At 66.0% G+C, this 15,457-nt stretch carries 14 protein-coding genes; 11 read left to right on the top strand and 3 right to left on the bottom strand.

What is annotated here, in order from left to right; all coding sequences use genetic code 11:
• Positions 1–2: 2 nt before the first annotated feature.
• The gene (locus ACP150_RS08545) at positions 3–308 is read right to left on the bottom strand and encodes an S-adenosyl-L-homocysteine hydrolase (RefSeq protein ID WP_424966167.1); all 306 of its coding nucleotides are present in this window, start codon (positions 306–308) and stop codon (positions 3–5) included.
• A 252-nt stretch (positions 309–560) separates the two neighbouring features.
• Between ACP150_RS08545 and ACP150_RS08540 the strand changes: the two genes are divergently transcribed.
• Both ACP150_RS08540 and ACP150_RS08535 read left to right on the top strand, forming a co-directional pair.
• Positions 561–1,151, top strand: coding sequence for an HD domain-containing protein (locus ACP150_RS08540; RefSeq protein ID WP_424966166.1), 591 nt, complete (start codon positions 561–563; stop codon positions 1,149–1,151).
• The gene (locus ACP150_RS08535) at positions 1,148–1,639 is read left to right on the top strand and encodes an N-acetyltransferase family protein (RefSeq protein WP_424966165.1); all 492 of its coding nucleotides are present in this window, start codon (positions 1,148–1,150) and stop codon (positions 1,637–1,639) included. The genes ACP150_RS08540 and ACP150_RS08535 overlap by 4 nt, the downstream gene beginning before the upstream one ends.
• A gap of 63 nt (positions 1,640–1,702) precedes the next feature.
• Here the strand turns inward: ACP150_RS08535 and ACP150_RS08530 are convergent, their stop codons facing one another.
• Positions 1,703–2,257, bottom strand: coding sequence for an ActR/PrrA/RegA family redox response regulator transcription factor (locus ACP150_RS08530; protein WP_424966164.1), 555 nt, complete (start codon positions 2,255–2,257; stop codon positions 1,703–1,705).
• Between the two features lie 82 nt (positions 2,258–2,339).
• Positions 2,340–2,960: an SCO family protein gene (locus ACP150_RS08525; protein WP_424966163.1), complete on the bottom strand. Its 621-nt coding sequence runs from the start codon at positions 2,958–2,960 to the stop codon at positions 2,340–2,342.
• A 101-nt stretch (positions 2,961–3,061) separates the two neighbouring features.
• On the opposite strand from ACP150_RS08525, the gene regB reads away from it, so the two are divergent.
• The 9 genes from regB (at position 3,062) to hslV (ending at position 15,446) form a co-directional block, all read left to right on the top strand.
• Positions 3,062–4,453 (top strand): sensor histidine kinase RegB, encoded by a 1,392-nt coding sequence (gene regB, locus ACP150_RS08520; protein WP_424966162.1) that lies wholly within the window; start codon positions 3,062–3,064, stop codon positions 4,451–4,453.
• Positions 4,454–4,507: 54 nt separating this feature from the next.
• Complete coding sequence (locus ACP150_RS08515; RefSeq protein WP_424966161.1) at positions 4,508–5,818, top strand: PAS-domain containing protein; 1,311 nt, start codon at positions 4,508–4,510, stop codon at positions 5,816–5,818.
• Positions 5,819–5,872: 54 nt separating this feature from the next.
• A complete protein-coding gene (gene tsaE, locus ACP150_RS08510; protein ID WP_424966160.1) occupies positions 5,873–6,367 on the top strand; it encodes a tRNA (adenosine(37)-N6)-threonylcarbamoyltransferase complex ATPase subunit type 1 TsaE in 495 nt (164 codons plus the stop codon).
• Positions 6,364–7,362 (top strand): aminoglycoside phosphotransferase family protein, encoded by a 999-nt coding sequence (locus ACP150_RS08505; protein ID WP_424966159.1) that lies wholly within the window; start codon positions 6,364–6,366, stop codon positions 7,360–7,362. Before tsaE ends, ACP150_RS08505 begins: the two co-directional genes overlap by 4 nt.
• Positions 7,347–8,030, top strand: coding sequence for a nucleotidyltransferase family protein (locus ACP150_RS08500; RefSeq protein WP_424966158.1), 684 nt, complete (start codon positions 7,347–7,349; stop codon positions 8,028–8,030). The genes ACP150_RS08505 and ACP150_RS08500 overlap by 16 nt, the downstream gene beginning before the upstream one ends.
• Positions 8,027–10,990: a double-strand break repair protein AddB gene (gene addB, locus ACP150_RS08495; protein ID WP_424966157.1), complete on the top strand. Its 2,964-nt coding sequence runs from the start codon at positions 8,027–8,029 to the stop codon at positions 10,988–10,990. Before ACP150_RS08500 ends, addB begins: the two co-directional genes overlap by 4 nt.
• A complete protein-coding gene (addA, locus tag ACP150_RS08490) occupies positions 10,987–14,352 on the top strand; it encodes a double-strand break repair helicase AddA (protein ID WP_424966156.1) in 3,366 nt (1,121 codons plus the stop codon). Before addB ends, addA begins: the two co-directional genes overlap by 4 nt.
• A 64-nt stretch (positions 14,353–14,416) precedes the next feature.
• Positions 14,417–14,737, top strand: a complete 321-nt coding sequence (gene trxA / locus ACP150_RS08485) for a thioredoxin (protein WP_424966155.1) — start codon at positions 14,417–14,419, stop codon at positions 14,735–14,737.
• A gap of 151 nt (positions 14,738–14,888) precedes the next feature.
• Positions 14,889–15,446: an ATP-dependent protease subunit HslV gene (hslV, locus tag ACP150_RS08480; RefSeq protein WP_424966154.1), complete on the top strand. Its 558-nt coding sequence runs from the start codon at positions 14,889–14,891 to the stop codon at positions 15,444–15,446.
• Positions 15,447–15,457 lie beyond the last annotated feature (11 nt).

Raw genomic sequence — 15,457 nt, 5'->3', positions numbered from 1 at the left:
GTTCAGCGCAGGATCGATCCGTCATAGCTCGCCATGATCTGGTCTGCCGCCGCGCCAGCGAGGCCCGTGCTGCCAGTATCGAGGGTGCAGGCCATGCCCGAGGGGCGATAGGCGACCAGGGTCCAGGTGCCGGTCTCTGCATTTTGCCACAGGACCATGCTGCCATCATCGGAGGTTTCCACCGGGCTCTCGCCATACCAGTCGATCAGACCGGCATCGAGCTCCCCTGCGGTCATACAGGTATCAGCGCCCTGGGCCAAAGCCAGAGCGGGGGCAAAAAGGGCAGCGAAGAAAACACTCTTGAACATGACAACCTCCGATACTGAAACGCGCGACCTGAAAAACCGTTCCGAAATATGGCGACCTCGCGACGCCAAACACGCCGCCGCGAGATCGCGAACTACCAGGTCTGCAAGCAGACTCTGCACTCGTACCTGGGACAGCATGACAGCCTTTGCATGGCAGAACTATGAACTGGGTCACACAGACACGAGGAATTGAGCTTCGTGTCGGCCCGGCGTAGGACTGAGCCCAGCGCCGCAACCAATGAGACTACAGACATGGCACCTCCCCGCGCTTGGCAACGGATGCTTTCGGGCCGCAGGCTGGACCTGCTCGACCCGACCCCTCTGGATATCGAGATCGAGGATATCGCCCACGGCCTCGCCTTCGTGGCCCGGTGGAATGGCCAAACCCTTGGGGATTATGCCTATTCCGTGGCCGAGCATTCGCTTCTGGTTGAAACGCTCTACAGCCGGATGACCCCCAAGGCGCCGGTGCAATGGCGGCTTGCGGCACTTTTGCATGACGCCCCGGAATACGTGATCGGGGACATGATCTCGCCGGTGAAAGCCGCCGTCGGCCCGGGATATGCCGCGCTGGACGAGCGTTTGACCGCCGCCATCCACCTGCGCTTTGGCCTGCCGGGCCAGTTGCCGAAAACCGTGAAGGCCGCCATCAAGCGCGCCGACAAGGTGAGTGCTTGGCTCGAAGCGACTCAGATCGCCGGGTTCGCCGAAGCGGAGGCCACGAAATTCTTTGGCCGCCCCAAGCCCGAGGTGATCGATGGTCTGACCCTCGAACTGCGACCCCCCGTCGACGTCCGCAACGCGTTCACCGCCCGGCATACCGCACTTCTGGAGCAGCTATGAGCCTGACGATCCGCCGCGCCGGGGCGCTCGACGCCCGCCCCATGGCCGACCTGTTGAACGCGATCATCCGCAAGGGCGGCACCACCGCCTTTGTCGAGGACGTCACCGGCGATACCCTGCTGGGATGGTTCGCCCTCGCCCCGGAACGGTCTGTCTGGCACATCGCCGAGGATACCGGCGGCAAGATCCTCGGGTTCCAATCCATCGAGCCGCGCGGGTCTCTGCCGCCCGAAGCTTGCGATATCGCGACCTTCGTCAAGCTGGGCCAGACGGGTCTCGGGATAGGCAGCAAGCTCTTTGCGGCCAGCACCGAGGCTGCGCGCGCTCTCGGCTATCGCTGGATCAATGCCACGATCCGCGCCGATAACGAGAGCGGCCTGACATATTATCAGAGCCGCGGTTTCGAGGATTACGCCCGGCACAAGGATGTGGCGCTGGGCAACGGCCTCGTCGTGGACCGGGTCAGCAAGCGCTACGATCTGGACTGACCCGCCCGACAAAAGAAAAGGCCCGCCAGAGGCGAGCCGTTTCAATCCGTATCAGGTCGGGGTTCAGCGCGGGCTGCGCTTGGCCAGAATCCGCTGCAACGTCCGGCGATGCATGTTCAATCGACGCGCGGTTTCCGAGACATTCCGGTCGCAGAGTTCATAGACCCGCTGGATATGTTCCCACCGGACCCGGTCCGCGGACATCGGGTTCTCCGGCGGCGGCGGCAGCTCATCGGGCCGCGCCAGCAGGGCAGAGGTGATGTCATTGGCATCTGCCGGTTTCGACAGGTAATCCGTCGCGCCGATCTTGACCGCGGCCACGGCCGTCGCGATGGCCCCATAGCCCGTCAGCACCACGATCCGCGCATCCGGGCGGCGTTCGCGCAGAACCTCGACCACGTCGAGCCCGTTGCCATCCTCGAGCCGCAGATCCACCACAGCATAGGCCGGGGGGCGTGCCGTCGCGATGGCCTTGCCCGCCGCGACAGACCCGGCCATTTCCGGTTCAAACCCGCGTTTCTCCATCGCCCGAGCGAGGCGGCGCAGAAACGGTTCATCATCATCGACGAGAAGAAGGGACGCGTCAGGGCCGATGTCTCGGGCTGTCTGTTCGGTCATCTATCCCCCAGGGTTTGATTTGGTAATTATCTTTCGTTCATATTTCTCTAGTGTCATTTTGTCTCGGGGTCAAACCTCGACCTCAGGTTGAATGCTCGACGAAGCACGCTACCCGCTCAGCCATCTGCGTCGGGGAGGCTTCCCTGCGGAAAAAATCAGCAAAACCGCTCTCGGGCATCATCAGATAGGTGAAGGTCGAGTGGTCCACGAGGTAGTATTCCGGGTCGCCTTCCTGCTTGCGGTAATAGGTCTTGTAGGCCTTGGAAGCCGCCGCCACCTGTTCTGGCGAACCAGTCAGGCCGAGCATGTCGGGATGCATCGCGTCGGTGAAGTATCCGACCGCTTCGGGGGTGTCGCGCTCGGGGTCGATCGAGATGAAGACCGGCTGCACATCGATGCCCCGCTCCTGCAGCAGATCCACTGCCTCGGCATTGCGCGCCACGTCGAACGGGCAGACATCCGGGCAGAAGGTGTAGCCGAAATAGATCAACGAGGGTTTGGTCAGCACATCTGCGTCCGTCACCGTCTCGCCGGTTTCCGAGACCAGTTCGAACGGTCCGCCGATGGAGGCCGTGCCCGTCGCCACCACGCTGCCGCGACACTGGGCCAGCGGATCATCGGGCGAGTTGAAGAAGGCCATATAGACCGTCCCGCCAATCAGAGCTGTCACAAGGGCTATGGCCGTCCCGGCATAGAGTTTCATCGAGCGCGTCTCCCATCCGTTCACATCGACTTCTCTTGTCTTCTTAGATGGGGAGGCTCTATGGTCTAGGTCCAGACACCTGTGACACTTCGACCGAGGGAATGACAGAGACCGCCACGCCTCCCGTTGTTCCAAAGGACCGCAGCACATGGGTCCGGCTGCGCACATTGATCCTGTTGCGCTGGCTGGCGATCACCGGACAGATTGTGACAATCGCGGTCGCTTCGCAGGTTCTGAACCTCACTCTGAATTACGGGTTGCTGTATCTCGCGATCGGCGCGTCCTTCATCGCCAATACCGTTGCGATGTTCGTCTACCCCGAGAACAAGCGGTTGTCGGAAAACGAGGCGATGCTGACGTTGATGTTCGACGTCTCGCAGCTGGCCTTCCTGCTCTATCTGACCGGCGGGCTGAACAATCCCTTTGCCCTGCTGATCCTGGCGCCGGTGACGATTTCCGCGGCGACCTTGCGGCTGCGCTCGACCCTGATCCTCGGGGTGGTGGCGATGTGTCTGGTGAGCCTCGTGGCCTTTTTTCATGTGCCTTTACGGACAGAACAGGGGTTCATCCTGCGGATGCCCGAAGTGCTCGTCTTCGGGTTCTGGTGCGCGATCATCATCGGCGTGGTCTTTCTGGGCGCCTATGCCTACCGGGTGACGGGCGAGACGAATTCCATGTCCGAGGCCCTGCTGGCCACCCAGATGGCACTGGCCCGCGAGCAGAAGCTGACGGATCTTGGCGGTGTGGTGGCCGCTGCCGCCCATGAGCTCGGAACGCCCCTCGCGACGATCAAGCTGGTGAGCCAGGAACTCGCCGAGGAGCTGGATGATCCGGTGCTCAAGGAAGATGCCGAGCTGATCCGCGATCAGGCCGACCGATGTCGCGATATCCTGCGCTCCATGGGTCGGGCCGGGAAGGACGATCTGCACCTCAAAACCGCCCCCCTTGGCACCGTGGTCCGGGAGGCGGCAGAGCCCCATTCCCAGCGCGGCAAATCACTACATTTTGATGTCTCGCCCGCCCCGGGCGGCAGCAATCAGCAACCCACGATCCGCCGCCACCCGGAGATTATCCACGGGGTGCGCAACCTCGTGCAGAACGCCGTGGACTTTGCCGAGGCCAATGTCTGGATCGACCTGCATTGGACAGATGACGTGATCCTGGTGCGGATCATCGATGACGGCGAGGGCTATCCCACACACCTGCTGGGCCGGATTGGGGATCCGTTCGTGCGCAAACGCAAATCCGCCAGCGACCCGCGCCGCCCCGGTTACGAGGGGATGGGGCTCGGCCTTTTCATCGCCAAAACCCTGCTGGAGCGGACCGGGGCCGAGATGAGCTTTGCCAATGGCTCCGACCCGTTCCTGCCCAAAGAAGAGCGCCCCGTGCGCAGCGGTGCCATCGTCGAGGCGATCTGGCCGCGCGAGCAGATCGCCCTGCCGGAAACCAGCGAGAGCGTGGCCCTGGGCGAGAACCAACCCATCGAAGTTTAAGAGGGTGTTAACCATTGATTGGCACAACTGTCTAAAACAATAGGCAGATTGTTGATGAATGGTATGGACTTCTCGCTTCTCGCGACGCTGCTGGCGGTCGCGTTCCTCACTGCGGCCTTCGCGCTCTATGTCCTGAACGTTCTCTCGCGGCGAGAGGCCGCGCGCCATGCCTCGCAGACCACCAGCGTCGAAACCGGCCCCATGGACCCAAGCCCGGAACAAGCCGCGGCCCAGCGCCGGGAGCTCGTGCAACTTCGCGCGACGGTGGAACATGTCCCGCTCCTGATGTGGCGGCAGGACCGCGATGGTGCGCTGACCTGGGCGAACAAGCCTTATATCGACCTGACCGAAACGGTGTTCCCGGATCGTGCCGGCAGCTGGCCGATGCCGCATCTGTTCAAACAGAAATCCCTCGCTCATCCCGATACACCGGGGCAACGGCGGGTCTCGGTGGACATGTCCGAAACCGAGAAACGCTGGTTCGAGGTAGAAGGCCACCGGGTGCAGGACGAGGTGCTTTATACGGCGACGCCGATTGACCTGACCGTGCGGGCCGAGATGTCCCTGCGCAATTTCGTCCAGACCCTGACCAGCACATTCGCCCATCTGCAGGTGGGGCTCGCGATTTTTGACAAGCGGCGGCAACTGGTGCTGTTCAACCCGGCGCTCACGGATCTCACCACGCTGGAGCCGGAATGGCTCAGCGCGCGCCCGGGCCTGTCGGAAGTGCTCGACCGGCTGCGGGATCGCAACATGCTGCCGGAACCCAAGGATTACAAGGAATGGCGCAACCGCCTGACCGGGCTGGAGAAAGCGGCGACCAACGGCACATTTGAAGAGACCTGGGCCCTGCCCACGGGTCAGAACTATCGCATTCTCGGGCGCCCGCACCATGATGGCGGGATCGCGCTGACCTTCGAGGATATCTCCTCCGAGGTGTCGCTGACCCGCCGTTTCCGCTCGGAGATCGAGCTGGGCCAGCGGGTGCTCGATACGCTCGAAGACGCGATCGCGGTCTTTTCCGAGAATGGTACGCTGGTGCTGTCCAACGCGGCCTATGGCCAGCTCTGGGATACCGAAGACGCCGATGGCGTGCTGCCGACCAGCATCGTGGATGCCTCGCGCACATGGCAGGATGCCTGCCAACCGACACCGATCTGGGGCGATATCCGCGATTTTGCCACCACAAGCCAGGGTCGCTCCGATTGGGAGGACTTCGCCCGGCTGAATGGCAGCGGCCAGATCGTGCGCTGCCACGTCTCTCCCTTGGCCCAGGGCATGACGCTGGTCAGCTTCAAACCGCTGGAGCCCGTGGCCGAACTCCTCGATCCGGCGCGGACCGAAGAGATCGCGCAAACCGCCTGACACGGGCGGACTGCGAAGGCTTGCAGCCGGGCGCGCACCGGGTACAACCAAGGTATGTCGCCAGCACCTTTCGCCACGATTTCCCTCCCCGATGAGGCCAGCACGCAGGCCTTCGGGGCCTGTCTCGCGCCGCTGCTCGGTGCCGGGGACAGCCTGCTTCTGGTGGGCGAGATCGGTGCCGGCAAGAGCGTGCTCAGCCGCGCCATCATCCAGACCAGGCTCGCGGCGCTGGACCGGCTCGAGGATGTCCCCTCGCCCACATTCACCCTCGTGCAAACCTATGATCTGGGCTCGCTTGAGCTCTGGCATTGTGATCTCTACCGGCTCGTCGATCCCGGCGAGATCGATGCGCTCGGGCTCGATGACGCCTATGCCCGTGCGATCACCCTGATCGAATGGCCCGACCGGCTGGGCGCGGACCTGCCGCATAACGCCCTGGTCCTGGCCCTGCGCCCGGCGGATACGGGCGAGGGGCGGATGCTGACCCTCACCGAGCTGGGGGGCAATTGGACCGCGCGGCTGGCCCCCTGTCTGAGGCAGGCCGCATGACGGATCGAGACGCAGCCAAGCTCGCTTTTCTTACCCAGGCCGGGTGGCAGGGCGAGACGATCCGCAGCCTTGCAGGCGATGCCTCGAACCGGCGCTATGACCGGCTGACCCTGGGGGACCGCCCGGTTGTCCTGATGGATGCCCCGCCCGAAACCGGCGAACGGGTTGCGCCGTTTCTTTCTGTCGCGCGGCATCTGGACGGTCTCGGCCTGCACGCGCCCGCCATTCTCGCGGCAGATGAGGCGCAGGGTTTCCTGCTGCTCGAAGATCTGGGCGATGGCCTCTATGCGCGGCTGTTCGAAGCCGACCCAGAGCAGCAGGTCCCGCTCTACTGCGAAGCGCTCGCCGTTCTGCGTAGCCTGCATGCGGGTGCGCCGCCGCCCTTGCCCGCCTATGGCGCGCCGGAGATGGCCGAAGCCGCGACCCTTGCACCGATCTGGTACGCAGGCAGCCAAGACACCGCCCCCCTCGCCGCCGAAATGGCCGCGGCGCTGGCAGCGCTCGACTGGTCGCGATCGGTTCCGGTGCTGCGGGACTACCATGCTGAGAACCTGATCTGGTGCCCGGATGAGACCGGGCTGCGCCGGGTCGGCCTGCTTGATTTTCAGGACGCAGCCCTCGGGCATCCGGTCTATGACGTGGCCTCGCTCTTCTACGATGCGCGTCGCGACGTCCCGCCTGAGGTCGTGGAGGCGCTGCGCTGCGAGGTGTTCGGTTGGTTCGCGAGTGATCTGCCTGGCTTCGATCATGCGGTGGCGGTCCTGACGGCCCAGCGCGCCCTGCGGATCCTCGGGGTCTTCGCCCGCCTGTCCCTGCATTTCGACAAGCCCGGCTACGTGGACCTGATCCCCCGGGTCTGGGACCAGTTGCAGCACAGCCTGCAGCACCCGAGCCTCGGAACGCTCCGGTCTTTGGTGGCCGAAACCCTGCCGCCACCCAGCGCGGCGCATCTGGACGACCTCAGGGCACGGGCCGGTTCATGCCCGACGCGGTGATGCTCTTTGCGGCGGGGCGCGGCACGCGTATGGCGCCCCTGACCGACCACATGCCGAAACCGCTTGTCCGCGTGGCTGGACGACCTCTGCTGGATCACGCACTGGATCTGGTCGCGGCGGCGAATCTGCCCCGCTGCGTGGTCAATACCCATTACCGGGCGGCACAAATCGCAGCGCATCTCTCGACCCGACCGGAGATCCGGATCAGCCCCGAACCCGAGGAAAGGCTCGAAACCGGCGGCGGGTTGCGCGCCGCACTTCCCCTGTTGGGGCCTGGCCCGGTCTTCACCCTGAACTCCGACGCGGTCTGGTCCGACCCGGGCGCGCTGTCACAGCTCCGCGCGGCCTGGGATCCGGCGCGCATGGACGCGCTGTTGCTGCTGATTCCCACAGAGCGCGCCCACGGGCATGCGGGCGCAGGGGACTTCACCTGCGCGCACGATGGCAGACTTACCCGGGGCGGACCGCTCACCTATACCGGCGCGCAGATCATCGCGCCCGATGGCCTCGCCGAGATCCCGGACCGGGTGTTCTCGCTCAACACGCTCTGGGACAGAATGGCCATGCAGGGCCGCCTTTGCGGGCTCGTCTATTTGGGCCATTGGGCGGATGTGGGCACACCCGAGGGGATCGCCATCGCCGAGACCATGCTCGCGACGCATCGATGACGACCAAGCCTCTCTTTCCGCCCACCGATACCGCCCGTGTCTTTGGGGTGCCCATCGGCCTCGACTTCCCGAAGGCAAGCCTCGACGGGCTGCTCCAGCGGCTGACCGATCACCCGCCCGAGGCGCTGGCCCGGGTCGAAATCTTCGTGAACACCGCGCGGATGCAACGCCGTCTGACCGACGTGCTGAGCGCGCAGGGCCGCGCCGGGTTCCTGCCCCGCATCCGGCTGCTGACGGATATCGGGGCGCGGGATCTGTCACTGCCCAAGGCCACACCCAGCTTGCAACGGCAGCTTGAGCTGAGCGCACTGGTCGCCGAACTCATCGCTGCTGCGCCGGATATCGCACCGCGCTCGGCGCTGTTTGACCTGTCAGCCAGCCTCGTCCGGCTGCTCGATGAATGCGAGGGAGAGGGCGTGTCTCTCGACCGGCTGACCGGGCTCGATGTGGGCGATCTCTCGGCGCATTGGGAGCGCGCGCTGCGCTTCATCTCGATTGTCGCGCCATTTCTCGACAGCACCGCCGCGCCGCCGGGACCGCAAGGACGCCAACGCCACGCGGTCCTGCGCCAGATCGCCCAGTGGGAGGCACAGCCCCCGGACCACCCGATCCTGATCATCGGGTCCACCGGGTCGCGGGGCACGACATCACTGTTGATGCAGGCAGTCGCGCGCCTGCCCCAAGGGGCGCTGATCCTGCCCGGCTTCGATACCGACCAGCCTGCCGCGGTCTGGCACCGGATGACCGACGCGCTCAGCAATGAGGATCATCCGCAGTTTCGCTATGCCCGCCTGCTTGCCGCACTGGATCTGCGGCCCGAGGAGTTGCCGCTCTGGACGACGGCGCCCGCGCCCGTGCCCGCCCGGAACCGGCTGACCTCGCTGGCCTTGCGCCCGGCGCCGGTGACCGACCAATGGCGTGCCGAGGGGCCGAGCCTCGGGGAGATCGCAGAGGCGGTGGAGGGGGTGACCCTGATCGAGGCGAGTTCCCAGCGGGAGGAGGCCCTCAGCATCGCCACCGCCTTGCGCGCCGCAGCCGCCCAGAACCGCCATGTGGCGCTGATCACGCCGGACCGCGTTCTGACCCGGCAGGTGACGGCGGCACTCGATCGCTGGCGGATCGTTCCGGATGACAGCGCGGGAAAACCACTGATCCTGTCGGCCCCGGGGCGGCTTCTGCGACATGTGGCGGGGCTGATCGGGGCCGAGCTTGGGGCCGCGGACCTGCTTGTTGTGCTCAAACATCCGCTGACCCATTCCGAGCATCCCGAACGCGGGACCCATCTGCGCCACACACGGGAGCTGGAACTGCATTTACGCGGCGCGCCCGGTCTTGCGATCAGCCCGGACACCCTGCGCCAATGGGCCGAGACTCCGCCCCCGGGCTCGAAAACCACCGATCCGACCCGTGCGCCTTGGGCCGATTGGGTGATCGCGACGCTCTTCGATCTGGCCGAGACCCAAGCGCAGAGCGTCACCGCGCTGGAGGCTCTGCACCGGGCGCGCAGCGAAGCACTTGCCGCCGGGCCGGATGCTGCGGGGACGGGCGGGCTTTGGGACAAGGAAGCCGGGGCCCAGGCGCTCAAGGCGCTCGACCAGATCCGCGAGGCGGCGGAGGCTGGCGGCACGATCACGCCCCGGGATTATGCGTCCCTGCTGGCTTCGGTCCTTGCAGCCGGAGAGGTGCGCGACCCGATCCAGCCCGATCCCCGGATCACCTTCTGGGGAACGCTGGAGGCGCGGGTGCAAGGCGCGGATCTTGTGGTGCTTGCGGGGTTGAACGAGGGCGTCTGGCCGGGGCTTCCTGATCCGGACCCGTGGATGAACCGACGGATGCGGCATGAAGCCGGGCTTCTGGTCCCGGAACGGCAGGTCGGCCTTTCGGCCCATGATTTCCAACAGGCCTTTGGCGCGCGCGAGGTGATCCTGACCCGCGCCACCCGGGACAGCGAGGCGGAAACCGTGCCGTCGCGATGGCTGAACCGGCTGACGAACCTGCTCGACGGGATCGGTCCCGAAGGGCAGACGGCCCTGGCAGCGGCCCGCGCCCGGGGGGATGCGATGATTGCCTGCGCCGGGCAGCTGGATCGGCCAGAAATCATGAACCCGGCGACACCGCGCCCCTCCCCTCGGGTCAAGCGCGCACAAATCCGGCCCCGGATCTCGGCCTCGCGGGTGGAAACGCTAATCCGCGATCCATACCAGATCTATGCCAGCGATGTGCTGCGCCTCGCGCCGCTCCAACCGCTGGATCCCGGACCGACCCCGGCCCTGCGCGGGACCGTTTTCCATGGCATCATGGAATCTGCGCTCAAATCCCTTCCGGAGGGCGCCGAACTCACCGAGGCGCATCTGATGGAGACGGCGGACCGGGTGATCGGCGCACTGGTCCCTTGGCCCGAGATACGCCTGCAATGGGCCGCACGTTTTGCCAGTTTCGCCGGACCCCTCGCCGCCGAGGAACGCGCCCGGCAAGCCATGGCCAGCCCCATCGCCTTCGAGATCAGGGGCGCGACCCAGCTCGGCAACGGCGTGACACTCTCGTGCAATGCCGACCGGATCGACCGGGCCGAGGATGGCAGCGCGATCCTCTATGACTACAAGACCGGGCAGCTTCCTTCCGAAAAGCAGATCGACGCGCTGGTCAAACAGCTCCATCTCGAGGCGATCATCGCCGCCGCTGGCGATTTCGAGGATCTTCCCCCGCTGGACATTGCCCGGATCAGCTATCTGAGGCTGAACAAGGGATTGGGCGAGCGCAGCCTCGCGCTCACACCCGACGAGATCGGCAAGGCGCGGGAGGCGTTCGTCGAGATCCTCGACGGGTTCCTCGCGGGCAGCCGCGGCTACACCGCCCGCCGGATGCCGCGCGACCTGAAACATGTCTCGGAATACGATCATCTCAGCCGGTTTGGCGAATGGGATCAGACCGACCTGCCCAGCCCGGAGGAGATGCCATGATCGCGCCTGACGACGCGAGCCTTGCGCAGATGCAAGCCGCCGATCCGGACTATTCCGTCTGGCTTTCGGCCAATGCGGGCTCGGGCAAGACCAAGGTTCTGACTGACCGGGTGGCGCGACTGCTGCTGGAGGGGGTGCCGCCAGAGCGGATCCTCTGCCTGACCTATACCAAGGCGGCGGCGAGCGAGATGCAGAACCGGCTCTTTCGGACGCTCGGCGCGTGGTCGATGCTGGAGGATGGCGCATTGCGCGGCAAGCTGGGCGCGCTGGGGCTGCTGCAGCAGGACCTGACCGAAGACCTCTGCCGCACCGCGCGGACCCTCTTTGCCCGCGCGATCGAGACGCCGGGCGGGCTGAAGATCCAGACGATCCATTCCTTTTGCGCGGGGCTCTTGCGGCGCTTCCCGCTGGAGGCCGAGGTCTCCCCCCAGTTTCAGGAGATGGACAGCCGCGCCGAGGCCGAGCTTCTGCAGGCGGTGCTGCGCGACATGGCCTCCGGGCCGGATCAGGCTCTTTTGCAGGCGATTTCACGGGATATCGACGAGACGACCCTGCCGGATCTGATCCAGACCCTGCTGAAACACAGGGCGCATTTCGAGAGCGCTCCGGACCCCGGAGCGATCTATGCCGCGTTGGAGGTAGACCCGGACGAGAGCATGGAGACACTGGTCGCACGCACGCTGCCACCCGGGGATGCAGCCTTGCTCGACCGGGTTGCGACGGCTTGCGCGTCGGGCACGGCCACGGATCAGAAAGCCAGCGGGAAACTGCGCGCGCTCCGCGCCCTGCCCGAGGGTCCGGCATGGCTCGAGGCGCTGGAGGCGCTGGTCCTCTTTGGCGCCAAGGCCAAATCCCCTTTCGGGGCCAAGATTGACGGGTTTCCGACCAAGGCCACCCGCGCGACCCTCGGCCCGGACCAAGACGCGCTCAATGGGTTGATGGCCCGGATCGAAGAGGCCCGCGAGACGCGGCTGGCCCTCGGGCTGGCCGCGATGACCACGCGGATCCACGCCTTTGCCCATGCCTTCATCCGCCGTTATCAGGACGGCAAGCAGGCGCGCGGTTGGCTCGATTTCGATGACCTGATCCTGCGGGCCCAGGCCCTGCTGACCGATCCGGGCGTGGCGCAATGGGTGCTCTTCCGGCTCGATGGCGGGATCGACCATATGCTGGTGGACGAGGCGCAGGACACCGCGCCCGTGCAATGGGAGGTCATTCGCCTTCTGACCCGCGAATTCACCGCCGGTCAGGGTGCGCGCACGGACACACGGCGCACGATCTTTGTCGTCGGGGATCAAAAGCAGTCGATCTATTCCTTCCAGGGCGCGGATCCTGCCGGGTTCGACCGGATGCGCGGCCATTTCGGCACGGCCCTCGCGCAGGTCGGCACGCCGTTGGAAGAAAAGCTCCTGCTCTACTCCTTTCGGTCGTCCCGCGCGGTGCTGCAGCTGGTGGACCAGACCTTCGCGCTCTTTGCCCATCGCGGGCTGGGCAGCGCATCGCAACATCTGGCCTTTCACCCGGATCTGCCCGGGCGCGTGGACCTCTGGCCAGCCCTGCCCAAGACCGAAACCGAGGAGGCCCGCCCCTGGACCGATCCGGTGGACCAACCGGCGCAGGACGATGCACGGCTCCTGCTGGCCCGAAAGATCGCGCGCGAGATCCGGGCGATGCTCGACCGCGGCACACAGATCACCACCGCCCGAGGCGAGACGCGGCCCGTCACGCCCGGCGATATCCTGATCCTCGTGCAGCGGCGGTCCGAGATCTTTCACGAGCTGATCCGCGCCTGCAAGACCGAGGCTCTGCCCATCGCCGGATCGGACCGGCTGCGTGTAGGGGCGGAACTGGCGGTGCGGGATCTCATGGCGCTCCTGGCCTTTGCCGCCACGCCGGAGGACAGCCTGTCCCTGGCCTGCGTATTGCGCTCGCCCCTGTGTGGCTGGAGCGCGGCAGAGCTCCACGCGTTGGCGCAACCCCGGAAATCGCCCTTCCTCTGGGCCGCGCTCCGAGACGAGGGCGACACCCAGGCCGAGACCGTCGCCTTTTTGCAGGACATCCGGGATCAGGCGGACTTTCTGCGCCCCTATGACCTGCTCGACCGGATCCTCACCCGGCACGGGGGGCGCGAACGGCTGATCGCGCGGCTCGGGACCGAGGCCGAAGAAGGGATCGACGTTCTGCTGGCGCAGGCCCTGCAATACGAGCAGGCCGAAGTGCCGAGCCTGACCGGGTTTGTCAGCTGGTTTCGCCAGGACGATATGGAGATCAAGCGTCAGATCGATGCCCGTCGGGACGAGATCCGGGTGATGACGGTCCATGGGGCCAAGGGCCTCGAGGCGCCGATCGTGATCCTGCCCGACTGCGCCAAGCCCCGGGGCAATCCCGGGCGCACGGTGATGCTGCCCCTGCCCGAAGGGCCGTTGGTCTGGGCGGGCAATGACGCCTCGCGTCCACGGACCTGCCAGAGCGTGGCGCAGGAACAGAAAGACCGAGCCGATGATGAGCGGATGCGGCTTCTCTATGTGGCGCTAACTAGGGCCGAGAGCTGGCTGATCGTGGCGGCAGCGGGCGAGACCGGCGCGGGCGCGGACAGTTGGCATGCCATGGTCAGCGCGGGGATGGGCGCGATGGAAAATGCGATGCCACTGGCCACGCCCACCGGCGAAGGGCTGCGCGCGGCCCATGGGGACTGGCCCCTCCAAGGCGCCTTGCCGGTTGCGGCGGTCGAGACGCCCCGGCCCCCGGCCCCACCGGGCACGCCGCTCGCCCCGCCGCCACCAGCTTTGGCAAAGATCACGCCTTCCCGGCTCGATGGGGCGAAGATCGTCGAGGGCGGCGATGGGGGGCGCGACAAAGATGCGGCCATGGCGCGCGGTGATCGGATCCACCGCTTGCTCGAACACCTGCCTTCTCTGCCCCGTGCCGACTGGCCCGCCGCGACGACCGCCCTGCTGGACGGGGCCGAGGACAGCGCCACCTGTCTGGCGGAGGCGCAATCCGTGCTCGACGCGCCAGCGCTTGCAGAGATCTTCGCCCCAGAGACCTTGGCAGAGGTAGACCTGACCGCACCGCTCCCCAGTCTCGGCGGTGGCCAGATGATCGGCACGGTCGACCGTCTGCTGGTGACGCCCGACCGGGTCCTCGCGGTGGATTTCAAGACCAACGCCGTGGTGCCGGACAGGGCCGAGACCGTGCCGCTGGGCCTTTTGCGGCAGATGGGGGCCTATGCCGAAGCGCTTGGCGCAATCTACCCGGACCGCGCCATCGAGACCGCCATCCTCTGGACCCGGACCGCGACGCTCATGCCCCTGCCGCACAAGCTGGTGATCGAGGCGTTGCAAACCAGAGCCTCTGCTTGACCTTTCCCGAGCTGGTTCCTACGTTCCGTCCCCGAGATATGCATCCCCCAAGGAGGGCACCGACATGGCCACTGTTGCCGTTACCGACGATACGTTCGACGCCGAAGTCACGAAATCCGACATCCCCGTTGTGGTGGATTTCTGGGCGGAGTGGTGCGGCCCCTGCAAGCAGATCGGCCCCGCCCTCGAAGAGCTCAGCGAGCAGTTCGACGGTCAGGTGAAGATCGCCAAGATCAACGTGGATGAGAACCCGAACTCCCCGGCGCAGATGGGCGTCCGCGGGATCCCGGCCCTCTTCATGTTCAAAGATGGCCAGGTCATCTCGAACAAAGTCGGCGCGGCCCCCAAGGCGGCCCTGCAAAGCTGGATTCAGGAAGCGCTCTGAACGCGCGGAGCCTGAACATGACACGGGTGAGGGCGCTTCCGGGCGCCCTTTTTCGTGCCCGATCCGCCGCGCTCGGCCACACCTAGGGACCGGGGACATTGCGAAACCGGGCCCGCACCCGCATATAAGACCGGCAAGGACGGAGGCCCCCATGGCAGACACAGATTTCCCCGGCTGGCACGGGACCACGATCATCGGCGTGAAAAAAGACGGCAAGGTCGTCGTTGCCGGCGATGGACAGGTCAGCCTCGGACAAACCGTCATCAAGGGCACCGCGCGCAAGGTTCGACGGCTGAGCCCGGGGGGCCATGACGTGGTCGCGGGGTTCGCGGGCTCCACCGCCGATGCCTTCACCCTGCTCGAACGGCTCGAGGCCAAGCTCGAGGCAACACCGGGCCAGCTGCAGCGCGCAGCGGTCGAGCTTGCCAAGGACTGGCGCACGGACAAGTACCTGCAGAAGCTCGAAGCGATGCTGATCGTGACCGATGGCACGCATCTTCTGGTGATCACCGGCGCGGGGGATGTTCTGGAGCCTGAGCACGACATTGCAGCGATCGGATCGGGCGGAAACTTCGCCCTCGCCGCCGCGCGCGGATTGATCGAGACGGATCATGACGCCGAGGCCGTGGCACGCAAAGCGATGCAGATCGCAGCCGATATCTGTGTCTATACCAACGGAAACCTCACCGTTGAGACGATCGAGGCCTAGGCCCCACACCG

Source organism: Dinoroseobacter sp. S375, from assembly GCF_049800775.1.
Lineage (GTDB): Bacteria > Pseudomonadota > Alphaproteobacteria > Rhodobacterales > Rhodobacteraceae > Dinoroseobacter.
The sequence above is the reverse complement of the archived record's forward strand: the minus strand, read 5'-3'. Positions and strand labels throughout refer to the sequence as shown.

Coding starts and splice junctions, on each gene's coding strand:
- ACP150_RS08545 (WP_424966167.1), bottom strand. CDS start 308: ATGTTCAAGAGTGTTTTCTTCGCTGCCCTTTTTGCCCCCGCTCTGGCT.
- ACP150_RS08540 (WP_424966166.1), top strand. CDS start 561: ATGGCACCTCCCCGCGCTTGGCAACGGATGCTTTCGGGCCGCAGGCTG.
- ACP150_RS08535 (WP_424966165.1), top strand. CDS start 1,148: ATGAGCCTGACGATCCGCCGCGCCGGGGCGCTCGACGCCCGCCCCATG.
- ACP150_RS08530 (WP_424966164.1), bottom strand. CDS start 2,257: ATGACCGAACAGACAGCCCGAGACATCGGCCCTGACGCGTCCCTTCTT.
- ACP150_RS08525 (WP_424966163.1), bottom strand. CDS start 2,960: ATGAAACTCTATGCCGGGACGGCCATAGCCCTTGTGACAGCTCTGATT.
- regB (WP_424966162.1), top strand. CDS start 3,062: ATGACAGAGACCGCCACGCCTCCCGTTGTTCCAAAGGACCGCAGCACA.
- ACP150_RS08515 (WP_424966161.1), top strand. CDS start 4,508: ATGAATGGTATGGACTTCTCGCTTCTCGCGACGCTGCTGGCGGTCGCG.
- tsaE (WP_424966160.1), top strand. CDS start 5,873: ATGTCGCCAGCACCTTTCGCCACGATTTCCCTCCCCGATGAGGCCAGC.
- ACP150_RS08505 (WP_424966159.1), top strand. CDS start 6,364: ATGACGGATCGAGACGCAGCCAAGCTCGCTTTTCTTACCCAGGCCGGG.
- ACP150_RS08500 (WP_424966158.1), top strand. CDS start 7,347: ATGCCCGACGCGGTGATGCTCTTTGCGGCGGGGCGCGGCACGCGTATG.
- addB (WP_424966157.1), top strand. CDS start 8,027: ATGACGACCAAGCCTCTCTTTCCGCCCACCGATACCGCCCGTGTCTTT.
- addA (WP_424966156.1), top strand. CDS start 10,987: ATGATCGCGCCTGACGACGCGAGCCTTGCGCAGATGCAAGCCGCCGAT.
- trxA (WP_424966155.1), top strand. CDS start 14,417: ATGGCCACTGTTGCCGTTACCGACGATACGTTCGACGCCGAAGTCACG.
- hslV (WP_424966154.1), top strand. CDS start 14,889: ATGGCAGACACAGATTTCCCCGGCTGGCACGGGACCACGATCATCGGC.